The 18,441-nt window shown below is 62.4% G+C and carries 15 protein-coding genes; 5 read left to right on the top strand and 10 right to left on the bottom strand.

Annotated elements, in window-relative coordinates; all coding sequences use genetic code 11:
• Position 1: 1 nt before the first annotated feature.
• Positions 2-493 carry a MarR family winged helix-turn-helix transcriptional regulator gene (locus GRI62_RS03025; RefSeq protein WP_131451948.1) on the bottom strand — a complete coding sequence of 164 codons (492 nt, stop codon included), beginning with the start codon at positions 491-493 and terminating at the stop codon, positions 2-4.
• Between the two features lie 125 nt (positions 494-618).
• Here GRI62_RS03025 and GRI62_RS03030 point away from each other — a divergent pair, with 125 nt between their 5' ends.
• The 3 genes from GRI62_RS03030 to GRI62_RS03040 are packed head-to-tail and all read left to right on the top strand — an operon-like array spanning position 619 to position 4,785.
• A complete protein-coding gene (locus tag GRI62_RS03030; RefSeq protein WP_086741073.1) occupies positions 619-1,746 on the top strand; it encodes an HlyD family secretion protein in 1,128 nt (375 codons plus the stop codon).
• Complete coding sequence (locus GRI62_RS03035) at positions 1,743-3,314, top strand: MDR family MFS transporter (protein WP_066581762.1); 1,572 nt, start codon at positions 1,743-1,745, stop codon at positions 3,312-3,314. Before GRI62_RS03030 ends, GRI62_RS03035 begins: the two co-directional genes overlap by 4 nt.
• Positions 3,315-3,324: 10 nt before the next feature.
• Entirely contained in the window at positions 3,325-4,785 is a 1,461-nt protein-coding gene (locus GRI62_RS03040; RefSeq protein WP_131451949.1) for an efflux transporter outer membrane subunit, read from the top strand.
• Here the strand turns inward: GRI62_RS03040 and GRI62_RS03045 are convergent.
• The 3 genes from GRI62_RS03045 to GRI62_RS03055 form a co-directional block, all read right to left on the bottom strand.
• Positions 4,715-5,209, bottom strand: a complete 495-nt coding sequence (locus tag GRI62_RS03045) for a hotdog fold thioesterase (protein ID WP_131451950.1) — start codon at positions 5,207-5,209, stop codon at positions 4,715-4,717. The two genes, GRI62_RS03040 and GRI62_RS03045, sit on opposite strands and share 71 nt — an antisense overlap.
• Positions 5,206-6,111 (bottom strand): alpha/beta fold hydrolase, encoded by a 906-nt coding sequence (locus GRI62_RS03050; protein WP_131451951.1) that lies wholly within the window; start codon positions 6,109-6,111, stop codon positions 5,206-5,208. Before GRI62_RS03050 ends, GRI62_RS03045 begins: the two co-directional genes overlap by 4 nt.
• 407 nt (positions 6,112-6,518) lie before the next feature.
• Positions 6,519-6,926, bottom strand: a complete 408-nt coding sequence (locus GRI62_RS03055; RefSeq protein WP_131451952.1) for a MerR family transcriptional regulator — start codon at positions 6,924-6,926, stop codon at positions 6,519-6,521.
• A gap of 48 nt (positions 6,927-6,974) precedes the next feature.
• Between GRI62_RS03055 and GRI62_RS03060 the strand changes: the two genes are divergently transcribed.
• Positions 6,975-7,613 carry a cation transporter gene (locus tag GRI62_RS03060; protein WP_131451953.1) on the top strand — a complete coding sequence of 213 codons (639 nt, stop codon included), beginning with the start codon at positions 6,975-6,977 and terminating at the stop codon, positions 7,611-7,613.
• Entirely contained in the window at positions 7,610-9,541 is a 1,932-nt protein-coding gene (locus tag GRI62_RS03065; protein ID WP_066764973.1) for a cytochrome c/FTR1 family iron permease, read from the top strand. The genes GRI62_RS03060 and GRI62_RS03065 overlap by 4 nt, the downstream gene beginning before the upstream one ends.
• A gap of 180 nt (positions 9,542-9,721) precedes the next feature.
• On the opposite strand, the gene GRI62_RS03070 is transcribed toward GRI62_RS03065, so the two are convergent.
• The 6 genes from GRI62_RS03070 to GRI62_RS03095 all read right to left on the bottom strand — a co-directional run bounded on the left by GRI62_RS03070 (position 9,722) and on the right by GRI62_RS03095 (position 18,283).
• The gene (locus tag GRI62_RS03070) at positions 9,722-10,315 is read right to left on the bottom strand and encodes a hypothetical protein (RefSeq protein WP_131451954.1); all 594 of its coding nucleotides are present in this window, start codon (positions 10,313-10,315) and stop codon (positions 9,722-9,724) included.
• Between the two features lie 251 nt (positions 10,316-10,566).
• Entirely contained in the window at positions 10,567-11,391 is an 825-nt protein-coding gene (locus GRI62_RS03075; protein ID WP_131451955.1) for a hypothetical protein, read from the bottom strand.
• Positions 11,388-12,056: a hypothetical protein gene (locus GRI62_RS03080; protein WP_131451956.1), complete on the bottom strand. Its 669-nt coding sequence runs from the start codon at positions 12,054-12,056 to the stop codon at positions 11,388-11,390. Before GRI62_RS03080 ends, GRI62_RS03075 begins: the two co-directional genes overlap by 4 nt.
• A gap of 198 nt (positions 12,057-12,254) precedes the next feature.
• Entirely contained in the window at positions 12,255-13,133 is an 879-nt protein-coding gene (locus tag GRI62_RS03085) for a 3'-5' exonuclease family protein (protein WP_131451957.1), read from the bottom strand.
• A gap of 71 nt (positions 13,134-13,204) precedes the next feature.
• The gene (locus tag GRI62_RS03090; protein WP_160731801.1) at positions 13,205-14,110 is read right to left on the bottom strand and encodes a 3'-5' exonuclease; all 906 of its coding nucleotides are present in this window, start codon (positions 14,108-14,110) and stop codon (positions 13,205-13,207) included.
• 222 nt (positions 14,111-14,332) lie between these two features.
• Positions 14,333-18,283 (bottom strand): MobA/MobL family protein, encoded by a 3,951-nt coding sequence (locus GRI62_RS03095; protein ID WP_131451959.1) that lies wholly within the window; start codon positions 18,281-18,283, stop codon positions 14,333-14,335.
• Positions 18,284-18,441 lie beyond the last annotated feature (158 nt).

Consider the following 18,441-nt stretch of genomic DNA (forward strand, 5'->3'; position numbering starts at 1 on the left):
TTTACTCAGCCTCGGCCCGGAGTTGGTCCAGATTTTCCGATACCCTTGCAAGAATCTGCTGCAACGTTTGCTTCTCGTCGGCGGCAATGTCGCGCCAAAGCAGACCATGAAGCCTATCCGCGGAGCCTCTCAGTTCGGGCAGCAGATCGTCAAGCTGCTCCGTGAGGATGAGTTGCCACGCTCGCCGATCCGTCTCAGCTCGAAGCCTTTTCATCAGCCCGCGTGCGCAAAGACCTGCAACCGCCTGGCCGATGGTCGCCGATTCCAGTTCCAGTTTCTGGGCGATTTCAGCCTGCGTAAGGGCAGGATCGCGAAGAAGTTGTCCGATGATCCTCCACTGTGTCTGATTGAGACCGATCCTGGCGACCCTCGCATCGTACACTCTGCGCGCGCCGCGACTGATCTCGTCCATAAGATAGAGAATGCGGTCATCATCGGTGATGACCTTCTGCCGACGCTGAGACCGTGACATGGTATCTGGTTTTTCATCCATAGCGCTGTGTAGTCGGATAGCCTCGGATGCCCAAATGCAAACTGCTAAATGCCTTTACTATCTGGCTCACGGCTCATAGGGCGCGAGACGCGTTCACCTTTTACTGAGGCTGCCGAAAGAGTCAGATGACCGATAACTCCAACCAACCGGAGCAGGAGGGCACAACCCCAACGAAACCGCAATCGCGGCGTGGCTTGCGCATCGTGCTAATCCTCGTTGGTCTTGCCGTGCTGCTTGGCGGGATCTGGTGGTACTACCGGCACGTAAGCTACGGACAATATATGCAGTCGACCGATAACGCCTATGTCGCTGCCGACAGCGTCGTTATCTCTTCCAAGGTAGCGGGATACGTCGAAGAGGTCTTCGTGGGGGAGAACGAGCAGGTTGCTCTCGGCGGAGCCCTCGTACAACTGGATCTGCGGGATTATCAGGCGCAAGCGCAACAGGCGCGCGCACAGATCGCTGCGACCCTGGCCGGTGCCGACACAATCCGTTCTCAGGTAGCTGAACAGGATGCAGCCATTCGCCAGGCGCGGGGCCAACTCGCCGCCGCGCGCGCAGCACTCGACCTCGCGAACGACCAGGTGGCGCGATATCGGCCCCTTGCCGCGACAGGAGCCGAACCGCGGGAAAAGCTCGATCAGTATGAGGCGCAGGCGCGGCAGGCGCGGGCCGAACTCGCCGCTGCGCAGGCGGCGGTCGCTGCCGCGACCGCTCGCCGGGGGACCCTGTTCGAGCAGATCAGCCAGACCCAGGCGCAGGCGGACGCTGCTCGCGCTCAGCTGGAAACAGCCGACCTTACGGTTGAATCGACCTTGCTGCGCGCCAGCAAGGCCGGCCGCGTCGGCGATCTCTCGGTGAGGGTGGGCCAGTTCGTGCAACCGGGTCAACGTTTGATGACGGTGGTTCCGGTGAGGGCGATCTACGTGACGGCAAACTTCAAGGAAACGCAGGTCGGCCTGATCCGGGCCGGCCAGAGCGTCAGGCTCGAAGTTGACGCCCTGCCCGACCTTGAGATCGCGGGACGAGTGGTCAGCATATCGCCGGGAACGGGCGCGGAATTTTCCATCCTCCCCCCCGAAAATGCCACCGGCAACTTTACCAAGATCGTTCAACGGATACCCGTCCGCATCGCTATCGATGCTCCCCCTGAAGTGCGGCGTCTGCTCGTTCCCGGCATGTCGGTAGTGGCTACGGTCGACACCCGGAATGCTGCCGGCGAATTGGAAGAGATCTCGAGTCGGACTCAATGACCGAGATACTGGCAGCGCAGGACACTTCGATCGGGCCGGCCGGGAGCCGAAAGAACGCAGACGTTACTGCCTGGGTCGCTGTGGCCGCGGGCGCGCTCGGCGCCATGCTCGCGACGCTGGACATATCAATCGTCAATTCCGCACTCCCCGTCATTCAGGGCGAGATCGGTGCCACAGGCGCCGAAGGCACCTGGATTGCTACGTCATTTCTCGTTGCTGAGATTGTCGTCATTCCACTGAGCGCTTGGCTCGAACGGCTGTTCGGTCTGCGAACCCTCCTCATCATCGCGGTCAGCGCGTTCACCGCATTTTCTGTGCTATGCGGTGTAGCCACCGACCTTACGACCATGATCATCGGCCGCACGGGCCAGGGCTTCATGGGCGGAGTCCTCATTCCGACCGCAATGACTATTGTGGCTAAACGATTGCCGCCGCACCAACAGCCAATCGGAATGGCGCTGTTCGGCATGACTGTGGTTCTTGGCCCCGTGATGGGGCCATTGATCGGCGGCTGGCTGACCGAGAACCTGAGCTGGCACTATGCCTTTTTCGTCAATGTGCCAGTCTGCGCAATCCTGCTGCTCCTGCTGTTTATCGGGCTGCCTCACGAGAAGCCCAAGTGGGAATATCTCACGGACGCCGATTGGGCTGGCATTCTCGGGCTGATCCTCGGACTGGGCGGTCTGACTGTTGTACTCGAGGAAGGGCACCGTGAGGAATGGTTCGAGTCCTCACTCATTCGCTGGCTAACGGTGGTGACCATTATCGGCTTTGCCTGTTTGATTTACGGACAAGTGAAAGCACGCAAGCCGGTCTTGAAGTTGCAGCTCCTGTTCAATCGACAGTTCGCCAGCGTCGCGATCATGGCGCTCGCCCTGGGCATGGTGATGTATGGTTCGACCTATGTCATTCCGCAGTTCCTCGCGATCATTTCTGACTATAATGCTTTTCAGACGGGAGTGGTCATCTTCTGGATGGGTGTCCCGGCCTTTCTCCTGATGCCGGTTCTGCCTCTGATGATCCGCAAGGTGGACATCCGCATTGCCGTCGGCACCGGAATGCTGCTGATGGCGATCAGCTGCTTTGTCAGCACGAGTCTGACCGCCGAATCCGGCGGCGCTGTCTTCACTGAAGGTCAGCTTATCCGCGGGGCCGGAATGATCCTTGCGATGATGTTCCTGAATCAGGCAACGGTGGCTTCGGTGGCCAAGGAAGACGCGGGCGATGCCTCGGGCATTTTCAACGCGGCCCGCAATCTTGGCGGATCATTCGCCCTCTCGGCCCTCGCTTCGTTCCAGGACCAGCGGATCTGGCATCATAGCCGGCGGATGGAAGAGACCCTGAATGCGAACAGCGTTTCGCTACAGGACTATCTCGAAGGGCTGGCGCGAAACTTCGGCGGCATGGAGGGGGCGATGGCCGTCCTGAGCCGCACCCTCCAACGCGAGGCGTTCATAATGACCTACAATGACGTGTTCCTGGTTATGGGGATTCTGACCCTCGCGACGGTTCCGCTGGTCCTCTTCCTGAGGCCGCTTCCAAAAAATGTCTCCCTTTCGATGCACTGAGCCCTACACGATGCGCCACTTGCTACCTCCGCTTGTCACTATCGCCTTGCTAGCTGGATGCACGGCAGGGCCCGATTATGCAGGCCCCCCGGAAGTTGTGTCAGCAGACACGGGCACTCGCTTTGTGCGCGCTGGCAGTGATGTGAGCGCATCTGATCCGGTTGTCGCTCAATGGTGGCTGCTGCTTGGCGATCCCGAGTTGACGCGGCTGGTGGAGGCTGCGCTGTCCGGCAACCCCTCGCTCGCCGCAGCGCAGGCGCGCATTGCCCAGGCACGGGCATCCATCAGGCAAGACCGTGCGGGTCGAATGCCATCGCTTGGGGCACAGGCCACCACCGTGCAGGGCCGGCTTCCTGGTCTCGACCTTCAAGGCGGGGCGCCCCCCCCGTCAGAGCAAACCAATTCCGACGCAGAAACCGATGACTCGCTCAGCTTTTACAATGTGGGCCTTAACGCGAACTGGGAGCTGGAGTTCGCCGGTGGCTCGCGCAGGCGCATTGAGGCCAGCAATGCCCAAGCTGCTGCAACGGTGGCCAACGCAGAGGACGCAAAGGTCCAGTTGACTGCCCAAGTGGCCAGCACCTACGTCAATTTGCGGGAGGCCCAATTCCGCGCAGAGCAATTTGAGGCGCAGATTTCGTTGCAGGAAGAGATCCTGGCGCTGACATACCAACGCTATCAGCGCGGTGCATTGCCGCTTTTCCCGGTAAGCACCGCGAATGCCGAACTGGAGATGCTCAAGTCACAACTTGCCGAAGCTGAAGCGGATATCGCAGTCCTGTCTGATGCGCTCGCTATACTGACCGGACAGGTGCCGGGATCAGTTGATGCAGCGCTCACGACTGCGCGCTCCATTCCCATGCCGCCAGAGCAGGTCGCGATCGGCGATCCGGCAAGCCTGGTGGCGCGTCGGCCTGACATAAGGGCGGCCGAACGGTCTCTTGCCGCGTCGACGGCGCGGATCGGGGTGGCCGAGGCGGCGCGGTTCCCGAAATTGTCCTTCACAGGGATCCTGGGCCTCGGCGGATCCTCGTTGGACGACGTTGTCGATGTCGGCGAATTCTCCGCACTCGCGATCCCGCGCCTCCAGTGGAATTTTCTGGATTTCGGCAGGGTAGACGCTGCGATCGACCAAGCCGGGGCCGCGCGCAACGAAGCAGTCGCCAATTACCAGCAGACGGTGCTTCTGGCACTGCAAGACGCCGAACGTGCCTTGGCTCGCTTCGGCCAGCAGCGTGTTGCGCTCGCTGCCAGTATGCAAATCAAGAAGCAGGCTGACGACGCGGCGGACCTGAACCGCCAACGTTTTGCCGCAGGAGCGATCTCGAAGGCTGACCTCAACCGGGCCCTGCGAGAACAGCAGCAGGCCTCAGGAGACCTCGTCCGGGCAAGAGGCGCCCTTACGCTGTCGTGGATTGCGCTGCAGAAGTCGCTGGGCCTTGGGTGGCAAGAGCCTGTTCGAGATCAATAGTCCCGCCGCGCTGATCAATTGATCCGGTTGACGAGAAGTAGGCGCCCCTGCCGCTGGCGACCAACTTGTCGTCGGGCTCGAGAACCCGGGTTTCGGCCACCGAAATCTGTCGCCCGATCTTCACGATCTGTCCGTGAGCAGTGAGAGGTCCTGAGGTTGCAGGACGGTGGTAATCGACATGCAGATCGGCCTTCGCTCTCGCCGCGACGCCCCCGGCAAGCAGAGTATAAAGCCCGGTGAGGTCGACCAGTGAAGCCAGGATCCCTCCATGCGCCGACCCAATCATAGGGTTCGACACGATCTCTTCGCGCCATGGCATGGTGATCGCGATTGACTGGTCGGAGCATGTCGCAATCTCCAGCCCAAGCCATCGGTGAAACGGCGCGATATGCAGCATTTCCTGCAAGCGCTCTCGATCGATCATAGCTCCCTCGTCCCCTGTGGCTGAGCCGTATCGGATGAGTGATGGCGCCCTAGGAAATCGACGATAGCGGCGGAGAAGGCATCGTTCGCATCGCCCACGACCATGTGCGTGGCATCGGCAATATCGGTGTATTCTGCATGGGGGGCGAGTTGTCGCAGATGCAAAACGGCCTCTTCGGAAACAAGATCGCTAGAGCCGCCTCGGATGAGGTGAAGCGGAAGCGTGAGATTCGCCGCAGCTTGGCTCAGCATTGCCGATTGACGTTCTTGGCTGTCTGGGTCGCCTTGTCTGGCTGACATTATATTACGGATAAACACCGGGTCCCAGTGCCAATAGAAGCGCCCATCCGCCTTCTGCCGCAGATAGTTTTTCAGACCATCGCTCGCGCCCCGCTTGGGACGATGCGGCATGTAGCGAGCGATCACGTCGGCCGCCTCCTCTGGTGAGGCGAAGCCGCTATCGACATGCTCTTCCATGAAACCAACCACGCGCATCACACCGCTGGGCTCCATGCGCGGGGCAATGTCGACCAATGTGAGTGAAGCAAAGCTACCTGGAGCAAGCTCCCCTGCGGCAATCAGTCCAGCGAGCCCGCCCAGTGAAGCGCCGACCAGCGCTGGCTTCTGGTCCAGGCGCGACGCTGCAGCGACCAGATCCGCCGCGAAGTCGCGCATTTCATAAGCTCCGCATGGCGACCAATCGCTGTCTCCGTGACCGCGCATGTCGAAGGCGATTGCGCGAAAGCCGGCTTGAGCCAGCTCGCTGACCACCCTTCTCCACGCGCGCCGTGTCTGCCCGCCGCCGTGCGCAAGAAGGACGGGTTTAGCGTAGGCATCCCCCTCAGCCTCGGCTGTAAGAGAAATCGCGCCTGCGCCCTCAATCGTAAAGGTTTCTTTCGCCATCTCTGGATGGTAGGAAAGGCGCGCTAAATAGTAAACCGATTTAGTTTGTGGCTCTCGGCTCCGTGTTGGCTGTCCTGCAGGGCGTTTCAACGACGGCAAAAGTCTATGCCAAGAGGGGTTTCTCCAGACCATTCTCTAATGCACCGGCTTGCGATTCGGTCAGCAGTCGCTGTCCGCTTAATCCGCTCAAAGATATAAAAGCTGCCTTTCCGCTTCCGGCCCAGAAGCTGCCTGGCAGCAAAGCGCCCAAGTGCGACATTCGGTCGCTAAATCGCGCGGTTCAGAAGCAGCCGACAACGAAAGCTGTGAGTGTCTGCTGTGGGTAAGTGGTCGTCCCGTTGAGGCAGGTCTGCACCCAGTCGCAGCAGAACGATCATACTCGCCGTTCTCCTGAACCCGCGGCGAGCTCAAGAGACGCCACCATCAGCGATCCCATCGATAACACGGCAATCGGCCATTCGGCCCCTCTCGCAGGTGGTCGCGACTTGCTGCAGCTCCTCCCGCAGTCGGAGGAGCCTTGCAATCCGCGCGTCGACGTCGGCGAGGTGGTTTCGAGCGATCGCAGCAGCGGCGCCGCAGTCCCTCTCCGGTTGCTCGGATAGTGAGATCAGGGACCGCAGCTCGTCGGTCGAGAAGCCGAGCTCCCGCCCATTGCGAATGAAGCCGAGCCGTCGGACATCGTCTTCATCATAGGTGCGGCGGCCAGAATCGGTCCGGGTTGCCCGAGGCATCAGCGCAATCTCTTCGTAGAAACGGATCGTGTTGATCTTGGTCCCCGTCCGCCGTGCCAGGTCCCCAATCATCAGCCTCGCCATCGCCTCGCCCTTGATCCTCCAGTGACTGGAGGTTCTATAGGCTCCCGCATGAGTGATTCGAACCAGGAATCCGGCTGCGGCTGTCATGGCGACACGCAGAAAGCAGCGAGAGATCCGGCCTATCGCCGGGCGCTATGGATCGTCGTCATCCTCAATGTGGGCTTCGGCCTGATCGAGCTGGTCGGCGGCTTCCTCTCCGACAGTCAGGCGCTGAAGGCAGATTCCCTCGACTTCCTCGGCGACGGCTCGATCACCTTCGTCGGTCTGCTCGCGCTCTCGTGGGCTGAAAGGACCCGGGCCAAGGTCGCGCTCACCCAAGGCATCTTCCTGGCGCTACTCGGCGTGTGGGTGCTTGGCATGGCCGTGTGGCGGGCGATGAACGCGGTGCCGCCGGAAGCCGAACTGATGGGGGGCATCGGCATCGCGGCTCTGGCCGTGAACGTCACAGCGGCGCTGGTCCTCGCGAAGTTCCGTGAAGGCGGCGACGCACAGGCGCGGGCGATCTGGCTGTTCTCGCGCAATGACGCGATCAACAACGTGGCCGTGATCATCGCGGCCGGGCTGGTGTTCTGGCTCGAAAGCGCCTGGCCGGACCTCCTCGTTGCGGCCGCGATCGCGGTCGTGTTCCTCCATTCGGCCTGGGAGATCATCGGCGATGCTCGCAAGGAGCTGAGCGAGCCGCGATGAAGCCGGCGAGCTTCCTGCGCCAGGCGTTCCTGATGGTTCTGCTTGCGTTTGCCGCAGTCTCGCCGGCCCATGCACAGACCGCCCCTGCGCAAACCATCTGGCGGCTGCTCGACTACATCGCGGTCGATTACTCCGGAGCCGTTGCGCAGGGCCGTGTCATCAACGAGGCCGAGTATGTCGAGATGGTCGAGTTCTCGGCCAGTGTGCGGCAGCGGCTGGCGCAACTCCCGCCCACGACAGCACGTGCGTCGCTCGTCAGCGAGGCCGAGACACTACAGGACATCATCGCCGCCAAAGCGCCTCCACTTCAGGTGGCCATCTCGGCACGCGCGCTCGGGCGCGATCTCCTCGCAGCTTATCCGGTGCCCCTTGCCCCTCCCGGGGCGCCAGATCTCGCCCGGGGCGCGGCCCTTTATGCGGAGCACTGCTCGAGTTGCCATGGTGCAAGCGGGAACGGCCGCGGGCTGGAGTCGGCAGGCATGGACCCGCCGCCGATCGACTTTACAGATCGGGCGCGGGCGCGAGAGCGGAGCGTGTTCGCGCTCTACCAGGTGATCGAACAGGGGCTTGAGGGCACCGCCATGGAGTCCTTTGCCCATCTTCCGGTGGAGGACCGCTGGGCTTTGGCCTTCCACGTGGGGCGGTATGCCTACCCCGAGCAACTCGCCGCCCGTGGCCAGCAGGTCTGGGCCAACCCTCGGGCGCAAGCGGCCGTGCCTGACATGCGAGCGCTCGTCAGCCTCACAACAGCGCAACTCGAGCAAAGCCTCGGTTCGGCTGAGGGCACTGCCCTCACGGCATTCCTTCGCGGAAAGCCGCAAGTCCTTGGCAGCGGCGCGGAACGCTCACTCGGTATTGCGCGGGACCGGCTGCAAGAGACCTTGGCTGCATACGAAGTGGGTCATTTCTCCAGCGCCGAGGATCTCGCCCTCGCCGCGTATCTCGACGGCTTCGAGCCGGTGGAGCCGATCCTGACCGCGCGCAACGGGGCACTGATGCGCTCGATTGAAGCCGCAATGGCCGAGCTGCGCTCGAGGATCGACGATCAGCAGCCGGTGAGCAATGTGCGTCAGCAGGTGGACGAAGTCCTGCGGCTGCTAGACGACGCCGAGACGGAAATGGCGCCGGAAAACGCCAGTTCGGCGTCGTCCTTCATCGGGGCCTTCACGGTTTTGCTTCGCGAAGGTCTCGAGGCCTTGCTCATCGTCATCGCCATGATGGCCTTCCTCAGGAAGGCCGAGCGGCAGGACGCCATGCGCTACGTTCATGGCGGGTGGATCGCTGCTCTCTTGGCGGGCGCCGCCACCTGGCTCGCAGCGACCTACCTGATCAGCATCAGCGGGGCGAGCCGGGAGCTCACGGAAGGGTTCGGCTCCCTGTTCGCGGCCATTGTCCTCCTCTCGGTGGGCATCTGGATGCACGGCAAGGCACAGGCGGGTGCATGGCAGCGCTACATTGCCGAACGCATGAGCGCCGCCCTATCCCAGCGGTCATTGTGGTTCCTGTTCGGCCTGACGTTCGTCGTGGTCTATCGCGAGGTGTTTGAGACCATCCTCTTCTACACCGCGCTCTGGACAGACGGAAACGGCGGCGCCGTTGCCGGCGGCGCGGTGGCGGCGACCGTTCTTCTGGCCATCATTGCGGTCGCCATGCTGCGCTACAGCCGGCAGCTGCCGATCTCGACGTTCTTCACCTACAGCTCGATCCTCATTGCGATCCTCGCCGTGGTGCTCGCCGGGAAGGGCATCGGGGGACTGCAGGAAGGCGGGATCATCGATGTCACCCCGTTCCTCGCCGTTCCACACGTCGACATGCTTGGCCTGATCCCGACGAGGGAAACGGTGATTGCGCAAATACTCACGGCCGCCGCCCTTGCAGCCGGGTTCTGGCTGAATTGGCGGGCAGCGCAGACAGCGAGGGCAGCCTAGCATGTGCCGCTTGAGGTAGAGGAGGCAAAACGCGGGCTGGAATGCCGGAAACTGACAACGTCCTCGCTAATGATGAGGCGAGCGCGATGTTAGCGGGACGCGAAGCGGACCGTCGGCTATCGCCTGGAGTCGCTCCATTTCAGACTGGCAGCTAACGGCCCATAATCGGTCGTTTCTTTATCAATAGAGAGCCCATGGGCTGCGCCGATTTGGGAGAGGGTTGCCGCCTCCTCTGCGGAATAGCGCTCGCGCCGCATGCCCGAGACATCGGGAGATGATGATCCGGCGGTGCGCAACATGCCCCTGTGGCGCATGGTTCAAATAAAAGTGGGCTGCGAACGGTGGGTCGATGCCCTTTGCCATGTAGCTCGTCGTGCGCCGTGTGCGTCCGGCAGCGACTTCGCTCGCGTGAACCTGGCTCGGCCTGAAGCGCGCGAAGTACTTGGCCATGGCGCGCCGGATGAAATAGAGCAGGCGCTCGATCTGGTCGGCGGGCCATTCCAGCAGGGCGTGCACATGTTTCGGGCCATAATGACGTGGCCCCTCTCTCCGGTTGGGTGGGTTCTCGAAAACGGCGATCGCAGCGAACGGGCGCTGGATGGCCTGCCGCTTGCAGTGAGCGTTCCAGCGGCGCCGGATGTTGGCCCAAATCTTCGTGCGGAAAATATCGTAGTAGTTTGCCTCAGGGTCGCGAGGCAGTGTGTTGAAGTTAATGGTCAGGAAGACATTGAGATTACGCTTGAGCGCGGAAGCGAAGCGCTCCGCATGAAGCATCGATCGTGCGCTCTCGGGCCGCAGGCAGGAGCGTTTCGGTAGTCGCTTCTTGAAAGCTTCGTGTGCCCATGGACGCATATCGCCATGATGACGACGATTGCTTGAATTTCGGTAAAACAGGCACTTATCGCAAAACGGTTCGCCCTACGCCCCCTGTTCTAGTATTCCTTACAGGAGGGATGGACGAGGCGAGGCGAGCTGCAAAAAAGGGGAGCCGGCGACGGCTCCCCTATTCAGTTTTGCAGCAGTGATCAGATCCCCCGTTCCTCGCAGTCCTGCCCCACGAACAGCGTGAGCAGGTGCTCGGTGAGCGCGCCTGCACGCTGTTCGCGGGCGATCCTGTACCAGGCTTGCCACCGATCCGGCTGAGCGAGGATCCAGGCGTAGAGCCTATCCCGGTGATGAGCCCGCTTGAACGAGATCGACCAGTGCGTCTCCGCCATGGGCAGCTTCGCATTGGCCGCTCCCAGGAGGACGATCATCGGCCGGCCCGGGCCGCCATTGCGCATGAACCTGACCGTGTCCTTAGGCAGCGCGGCCTCTGCCCTGCGAATGGCCGCTTCCATCGCGATCTGGTCGGGTTCGGGCCGAAGCTGCGCGAACGGGTGAAGACCGGAAGGCCCGATGGGCATTGTCGCCCGATCCGCCGGTCTCGTGCTCGCGAGCATGACGAGGATTGCCTGACCTTCCGGCGTCAGCTTGGCACTGGTGAGCGTGGGGGTGGGCTCGATCAGCCGTTCGCCGGACAGCCACGCAGCGTAATGCGCGGTTGCATGCCATCCATCGCCGAACACGTCGGTCACCACCCCTTCCGTGCATACCACCCTGCGGTCGATCATGGCGAGAACGCTAAGAAGGAACTCGACCTGTTCCTCGTCGACATGACCGAACTGGTAGTTGCCGGTCATGCCGAGCCGATCGACCCACAGGGCTTCGCGCAGCGACCTCCACCGGTGCCCATACTCGTCGACCAGCGGCGGCAGGCCGCGGACTTCGTCGTCGATGTAGATCCAGTAGCCCCACGGCAGGTTCGGGTTGCGGCGCTCCTCATAGGGAATATCGTCGTACCGGGTCATCGCGAGCCCTCCTTGTCGGGCCGGGGCAAGCCGGACGGTCCGCTGTCCAGCGTCGGGTCCGACGACAGCCCGTTCTCCCAGTCGAAGAGCTTGCGGGCGAGCAGGGTCGCCTGCTCGAACGCGAACTTGGCATCGCGGTAGGTCTCCCCGCGCTCTGCCGCCAGATTGCGCTTGCCACCCGCCGGCACGAGATCGCGCGGGCCGTCAAACGTCATGCCGAGCCACCAGGCGTCGTCTTCCTGCTGCGGGTTCAATGCAGCCGTCCGCTGGCCATGGGCAATCCGCGCGGAGACGTGGCAGATGCTCACCGGTTCGGGAGCGTTGCGCTGACAGGGTTCAGCGCTGGAGATGGGCCGGTGCAGGCCTTCGCTGATCTCGCCGGGCACGGCCTTGGCCTTGTAGCCGCTGAGCGAATGCGTGGGCGGCACACCGACGTGCGCGCCGTACTCGCCGGTATATTCGCGGACGACGACGCAGGGGTAGCCCGTCGCCTTGTCGGTCCAGGCGAACTTGTCGGGCTCTCCTTTCCACGGCCCCGCACCGATCGGATGGTGGTCGTTGCGGTAGGCCGCCTCGGGCACGACACTCGTGCCGGGGATGACGGCGGGCGTGAGGGCGCTGACGGTGAGCGCCTTGGCGCGGGTCTTGGTTGGCTTCTTGGCCATGATAGAGTTCCTTCAGATACGAAAAAAGCCACCAGCGCGGATGTGCGCGGGTGGCCGGAATGAATGGTGGTTGATGCCGCTGGGGCGGATAATGATCAGGGCGGTTTCATGGACTGGTCTCCCTTGCGATGCGTTGTCGTGCCTGTTGCTGCTGGCATCGCCAGAGCTGGTGCGACTCGAACGAAGGTGCGTCCGCGGTCACACGGGCTCAAGAATCGCTCCCTTGAGCTGCGAGCGCACCTGCGCGGCTTTTGCCCACGGTGAGAACTTGCGCTTGATGAACTCGCTTGCGGGAAGTCCGGTCAAGGCGGCTTCCGCAATCCCGACCAGCGTATCAGGCTGGCAGCACTCGACCTCGCTGTGCGAAACGAGATGGCGGATGAGGAGCACGGTCGTGGCGAGCACGTCGGCAGCACACTGGTCGCGCACCTCGCGCCATTTGCCACTCTCCACCAGCTTGCCGATCGAGCGACTGGGCGAGGGCTTGCACGGGATACCGACCGCAATGGCCAATTCAGGGAGATGCGGCGACTTGGCCTGCACGGTCGTTACGCGGCACAGGTCGATACGTTCGCGGCTATGAGGCGAGAGATCGCGCAGCTGCAGCGGCAGGCGCAAACCCTGCGATGCCGCACAGCGGCGAAGCACGGCAAGGTCCTTGGCCTCGCCACCGTAGGTGACGAACGTGAGACCGGGATCGGCGTCAAGCGCCTCGAACAGCCGAGCGGTGATCTGCGGCTCAGAAAGGTCGTCGCCGCTGTGGACCACGAGCGGCTCGACACGCGGCACGGGTTCGCCGGGATCGAAGTGCAGGATCAGCCAGCAGGCGGTGGCGATGGTGTAAAAGGGCCAGATGATCTCGTCGCGTGCATCGCGGCCCTCCAGGCATTGGTAGGCATCGATGGCGGGACGGTTCCACGCGTATTCGAAGTCGGCGACGAGGTAGGAACGCGTCTGGTTTGCCGGCTCGGGCGAGCGCTGTGCCAGATAGAGCTGGGCTTCGCGTTCGAGCGCGTCTCCCATGGTGAGCGAGCAGGGGACGCCGGAGGGCGGCATATTGGACAGATCGTGGGTCATGGGTGGTCTCCAGATACGCAAAGGCCCGCCGGTGGCGGGCCTTTGCGGGATGTCGTTGTGGTTGGGGGTGATCAGTGTCGGTAGCGCTGGTGCGCGTTCAGCGCGGTCGCTGTCGGCTCGGGGTGGCCGGCATCGCTAAAAGCGGCTTTCTCGGCGGGGTAGTCGGCCATCGGCACATCGCGCCACCAGACCCGCTTCATCGCATCCCAGGTGTAGCCGCGCGCCTTGGCCCAGTCCCTGTCATCGTAGGGTAGGCCATGGGCTCGGATGCGGACACAGCCGGCATCGCTGCTCCGCAGCATGGCGCCGAAGTAGGTCTCGGTGGCAGCAGTGGGTGCGTCATCTCCTCGGGTTCGCACCTTGGACTGCAACAGCTGATATAGCGCCCACACGTCGCCCTCGGCCCGGTGGGCGTCGTAGAACGCACCATGCTCGAGAAGCAGGTGCTCGAGCTTCCGGCAGGGATAGCTCATGCCAGCCCAGTCGATCTCCGCGAGGCTGCAGGCCCACGGCAGGCTGACGGTCTGCGGCAGTCGCTTGTCCACGAACTGGATATCGAAATTGGAATGATGCCCAACAATCAACTCGCAGCGCGACAGGATGGCCATGACGGCCCTCTCGTCGATGCGCTGGCCAGCGACATCCTCGTCGGTCAGCCCTGTCAGCCGGATGATCTCCGGCGACAACGGCTCGCCCGGATCCTCGCGCCAGCTGACCGGTCGCGAATGGCCCAGCACGGTGCCGTCCGCGGCGAGGGCGACGTGCATGACGGCAAGCTCGATGATCTTGTCGTCTTGGGGATTGAGCCCGGTCGTCTCGACATCGACGATGGCGACCCGCCGCGCTCCATCGGGAAGTTCGTCGGGCAGGTCGTCATAGGGGCGCGGCAGGCGCTGCAGCACGCGGTAGTCGCTGCTCGCGCGCAGCGTCTCGGCCGCGGACGTGAGGTCCGCGTGCGGGGATCGTAGTCTTGGCATTGATGGTCTCCAGCAATGGGAATTGGCGACCGGACGAGGCGAAGGCCGAGGACGCTGTCCTCTTTTTCCCTTCAACCCCTTCCGGTCACTTTCTTCCGGCATTGCCGGGCCTTCCTTCTCTTGCTGCCGAGTGGGACGATGCAGCGCTTTTCCCGGGCGAGCTGCATGCGAGCGACAACGGAGGCGCCAGTGCGCTGCCATCCTCCTGCGGCAGAGAGCCCGCTAGGTGTCCGTGATATCTCGGCCCCGGCTACGCGTGAGATCGGCGCTGCGGGCCGTGATGCCGGGCTGTTGCCCTTCCGGTATCTTGCCATTCCGGACAGCGTCCAGCCAATGGAACTGCTTCAAATGATAGGGCACGAACCGCTCGGCGATCGCCATGGCTTCGCGGTCCGCTCGCAGCGCCGCAAGGGCTCGCAACAACGCTGCATCGTCACGTGCAATTTCAGCCTCTATCCATGCGTCGATGAGGGGGTGCAGACCCCGCTTTCGCTCGACGTAATTTCCACGACTTCCGAGGCGGGTGTTCGCAATGCGCACCCGCTCGGCCTCCGCATCGAGCTCACCATCGCGTGTCGCAATAGATGCAGGCTTTTCATGCAAAGCTGCTGAGGCTGTTGGTTGTGACGCCGGATCGGTCGAAGGATTGCTAGCGAGCGTGGACCGCGTTCCGAGCGAACGAATCCGCGGCTCGTCGTCGATGGCTTCGGCGATTGGGTCTGGGACGATAGAACCACTGCTGCGGTCCTTTTCGTTGTCCACGGCGCGCGGGTCAGGTGTCGCTGGCGGCGATGGGTCGCTTGCACTCTTCGATGGCTCTGGCGTGGGCGCGGACGGCTCAGCCCGTGCCTCACTGACGGCAGCCATTGGTTCCTGGCGTCGATTAGCTTCCGAGGCCGTCTGCGACACTTCGGTAGGAGTTGTGGCAGGCACGGGTGCCGCGGCCACGTTGACCTCGATGGCGGGGCTGTCCTGCGTGTCAGCGATCGCTCGTTCGGATTTCTTTCGTAAAGCTTGCCGGTGCTGCTCGCGGTAGGCCGCGAGACGTTCAGGATCTTTGGAATGGTTGGCTGCGCGGATGCGCATATCGTCAGGCGCGTTAGATGCGAGCACGATAGCGCTGCTGGTGATGGTGACGTTCTCTGGCGCCTTTGCGATGTAGGCAGCCAGACTTGCCCATTCATATTCCGAGTAGCGTAGCGCCGTCTTGAGCTTCTCGGCATGCATCGAGGTGATTTCGAACTGTTGTTCGACACCGATGCGCTCAGCCGCCGCCGCCGCCAGCCGGACCGTGGCGATCTTACCATCGACATCGATCGCTTCGACGGCGGATAGGCGACGCGCGGTCGCTTCCTTGACGATAATCGCGCCGATGTCGGCCACAGGCTTATTCGACAATTCATCCCGATCGGGCTCACCTTCGCGCGGCGTCTGTGGCGCGTTAGCAGATCCGGGAGACGGCGCCGGCACCGATGTTATGAGGCGTGAGCTGGGCGCCGAATCGACGTTTATGGTGGGCGGCAGTGGGGCCTGCGATGCAGTCGGTTGTGTCACCGGAATCGGAGACAGCGGTGGTGCACTCGCGCTCTCGTCTGCGGGCATCGGGCGCGCTTGTTTTTCAACGCTTGAGGTGATTTCCGAAACTGCGGGGGAAAGGCGGTTCTTGGCGTCGACCATGCCGACATTATCGACCGCGATATCTGTCGTCACGGCGGGCTTTGGTGTCTCCTCCGACACCGCCGTGGCCGGCTCCTGCAGTGACGCTTGCGTAGCATCGCGTTCGCCCCGCTCTCGCGTCAGTTCCGAGATGCTTGTCCAGCGCTCCATCGCTTCGCCGTGGTCGGGAAGAATGGTATCGTTCTCGATGCTGCGGAGCGCGGCGACAGCCTCCAAGGTATCGGGAAATTTCGTTACGGCGGCGGTCGCCACCAAGGCCACGCAATCGATCGCCGTCTCGATCTCTTGTGCATCGTCGATACGCCACCCGAGCGCCTCGGTTTCCAGCGCCTCCTGCTTCGCTTCCATGCGCAGAACTTCGACGCGCTGGTACTCACTGGAGAAGTGCCTCTCGGTGGCCGCGAGATGCGCCTCGGCTTCTGCCTTGCGTCTCATGTATGCGAGCTTTTGACGTACCTCCCGCGCCATCTCTTTCTGTTTGGCTTCCTTCTCGTCTTCCGGTTTGGATTCCCAGTCGGCGATGGCATCGAGAATGCGACTGCAGTTGTCGATGACCGCACGCGCTCGCGAGGTACAGCGCGCAAGCTGGAGCTCAACGAACTCGGCCATGAACCGCTTGTCGATGGCGGCACGCTTGCCGTTCTCGAAGGTATCAATGGTGGCATCGTATCTCGCGCGCGATTTAGACGCGTTCTCGAACAGGGATCGTGATCGCCATCGGGCAGTCTTTGTCTCGAGATCGACCAGCGCCTTGTCACGCCGGTTGCGGATCTGTGAGATGCAATACTGCGCCTCGTGGCGCTCGTTTTTGATGCCCTTCTTCGTAGGAACGCCGAAGCGTTCGAGGCGCGTTGCCGCGGTATAGAGTTTCTCGGCCGGCGCGCGTTCGATGCCCAGCTTGTCGAAGCTCAGGTGGCTTACCTTACGCGGGCTTCCGGCAATACGGAGCTGCTCGTTGCAGAAACCGGCGTAAGCTTTCCTCAGCTCTGTGATGTAGCTAGGATGATTGACCTTGCGCACCTTCTTCTGGGCGAAGGGCTTGCGCGTCCGCACGTGTCGGCTCGCATCGCGAAAAGTCTCCTCGATCTCGAAGTCCCAGCGCGGCTCGTTGAGTCCCTTGGCGGCCTCATCCTTTAGGACTTTTCGCAGCCGTTCGTGCTCCGCGATTTCCTTCTCGCTGGCATCGGCGCGGTGAGGCGGGAGATGGTCGGTTTCCAGCCCCGTGAACAGCTTGGCGGGCTGATCGTGAAAGAGGATGTGGATGTGCCAGTTGTCGTCGTGATTGTTGTGATCGGGCTTATGGATGACGGCCACGTATGGAAGGTCCAACTTCTCCAGCATGGCGCACATTTCGGCGAGCACCTGCTCCATCTGGCCGATGGATAGATCGGACGGCAGCGCGGCTTCGATCCGGTACTGCACACGGCCGTGCCGCGGCGTCGTGAATGAATAGCCGAATTGCTTCAGGCGCTCCTCTTTTTTGAATTTGGGCTCACCCTTTTTCGGAAACTCCGGGACCACATCCTCGCCGAGCGAACGCATGATCTCGATGACCTTGTCGTTGCCGCCGGTCTCGATCGTCTGCGGACCCGGCTTGCCGACAATCTTGTAGAATTCTTCGACGAATGTCGGTGGGCAGTCCGGCGCCTGCGCGACCTTCTCCATGAGCAAGCCGCACTTGCCCAAGTCGAGAGTCATCCTGTCGACACCGGGGTCGCGTTCGTGCTTCTCCACCGCGCGCCAGAACAGTGCGCGTGTGTGAGGATCGTCGGAGATGTTTGTGTAGAGAAGCTTGCGTCCGTTTATCGCAATGGGAACCACCTCTGCTCGATCGATGTAGGGGTCGGCTTCGGCAGCCGATCGGGCGGCGCTTTGGTTCTCGTTTTCGATCGGTTTGGCTGCATCGACCGTGCCCATTTCTGGCTGGACGACGATCACGATAGCTCCGTCGCGTTCGATGTAGACCGCGTGAGTACTGGAACGCGGATCCAGGCCACCGTCCTTGCCGGATTGGCCCGGCTGTTTGACGATCCAGGTGACCTTGAAATGGATCGTCTCGACACCGGTTTTCGACACTGCCTTGATGTTGCGAACGATCGGTACAGCGAGCCGCGTACGCTGCACCAGAACGTTGCCTTTCTGATGCACGATCGTGATCTCGTCGTCGGTCCAGTCGAGCTCACCAACTCGTGCGCGAACGACGATGGGTTTGCCCCCAACTTGTCCCGTGATGTCCGCGTCGCGGGGCAAGCCATCGGCGATCTGTCTCTCGAAGATACCGAGCAGGGATCGCCGGGCGAGGACCGCGTCAGACGGTCCCTTCTTCGCCGCGCCTGTCTTGCCTAGCTTCGTCGATGGCGCGGGCGTCTTTGGCTGCAGGGGGACACCGATCGCATCGAGCGTGCCGGTGTCGATGTAGGCGCTGACCTTGGCCTCCAGGGCACGGAGTTCAGCGGCGATCGAGAAGGGAGGCGGGAGATGAGATTGCTCTTTCATCCCAACTTATTGGATGGAGAGGTCGAAACGACAAGCGATCCGGAAAAGAAACTCGTCTCATCCGCACACGGCGGATAAAGCCACGCGATCGTGGCTGTCTAAGATGCTGCACCACCGTGCGGCAACTTAGACGAATTGCGCGAAAGTTAAATTGGCCT

It is taken from the genome of Aurantiacibacter arachoides (assembly GCF_009827335.1).
Classification (GTDB): domain Bacteria; phylum Pseudomonadota; class Alphaproteobacteria; order Sphingomonadales; family Sphingomonadaceae; genus Alteraurantiacibacter; species Alteraurantiacibacter arachoides.

Bases quoted from the DNA above. Each gene is read 5' to 3' on its own strand.
- GRI62_RS03025 (WP_131451948.1), bottom strand. From the start codon at position 493: ATGGATGAAAAACCAGATACCATGTCACGGTCTCAGCGTCGGCAGAAG.
- GRI62_RS03030 (WP_086741073.1), top strand. From the start codon at position 619: ATGACCGATAACTCCAACCAACCGGAGCAGGAGGGCACAACCCCAACG.
- GRI62_RS03035 (WP_066581762.1), top strand. From the start codon at position 1,743: ATGACCGAGATACTGGCAGCGCAGGACACTTCGATCGGGCCGGCCGGG.
- GRI62_RS03040 (WP_131451949.1), top strand. From the start codon at position 3,325: ATGCGCCACTTGCTACCTCCGCTTGTCACTATCGCCTTGCTAGCTGGA.
- GRI62_RS03045 (WP_131451950.1), bottom strand. From the start codon at position 5,209: ATGATCGATCGAGAGCGCTTGCAGGAAATGCTGCATATCGCGCCGTTT.
- GRI62_RS03050 (WP_131451951.1), bottom strand. From the start codon at position 6,111: ATGGCGAAAGAAACCTTTACGATTGAGGGCGCAGGCGCGATTTCTCTT.
- GRI62_RS03055 (WP_131451952.1), bottom strand. From the start codon at position 6,926: ATGGCGAGGCTGATGATTGGGGACCTGGCACGGCGGACGGGGACCAAG.
- GRI62_RS03060 (WP_131451953.1), top strand. From the start codon at position 6,975: ATGAGTGATTCGAACCAGGAATCCGGCTGCGGCTGTCATGGCGACACG.
- GRI62_RS03065 (WP_066764973.1), top strand. From the start codon at position 7,610: ATGAAGCCGGCGAGCTTCCTGCGCCAGGCGTTCCTGATGGTTCTGCTT.
- GRI62_RS03070 (WP_131451954.1), bottom strand. From the start codon at position 10,315: ATGCTTCATGCGGAGCGCTTCGCTTCCGCGCTCAAGCGTAATCTCAAT.
- GRI62_RS03075 (WP_131451955.1), bottom strand. From the start codon at position 11,391: ATGACCCGGTACGACGATATTCCCTATGAGGAGCGCCGCAACCCGAAC.
- GRI62_RS03080 (WP_131451956.1), bottom strand. From the start codon at position 12,056: ATGGCCAAGAAGCCAACCAAGACCCGCGCCAAGGCGCTCACCGTCAGC.
- GRI62_RS03085 (WP_131451957.1), bottom strand. From the start codon at position 13,133: ATGACCCACGATCTGTCCAATATGCCGCCCTCCGGCGTCCCCTGCTCG.
- GRI62_RS03090 (WP_160731801.1), bottom strand. From the start codon at position 14,110: ATGCCAAGACTACGATCCCCGCACGCGGACCTCACGTCCGCGGCCGAG.
- GRI62_RS03095 (WP_131451959.1), bottom strand. From the start codon at position 18,283: ATGAAAGAGCAATCTCATCTCCCGCCTCCCTTCTCGATCGCCGCTGAA.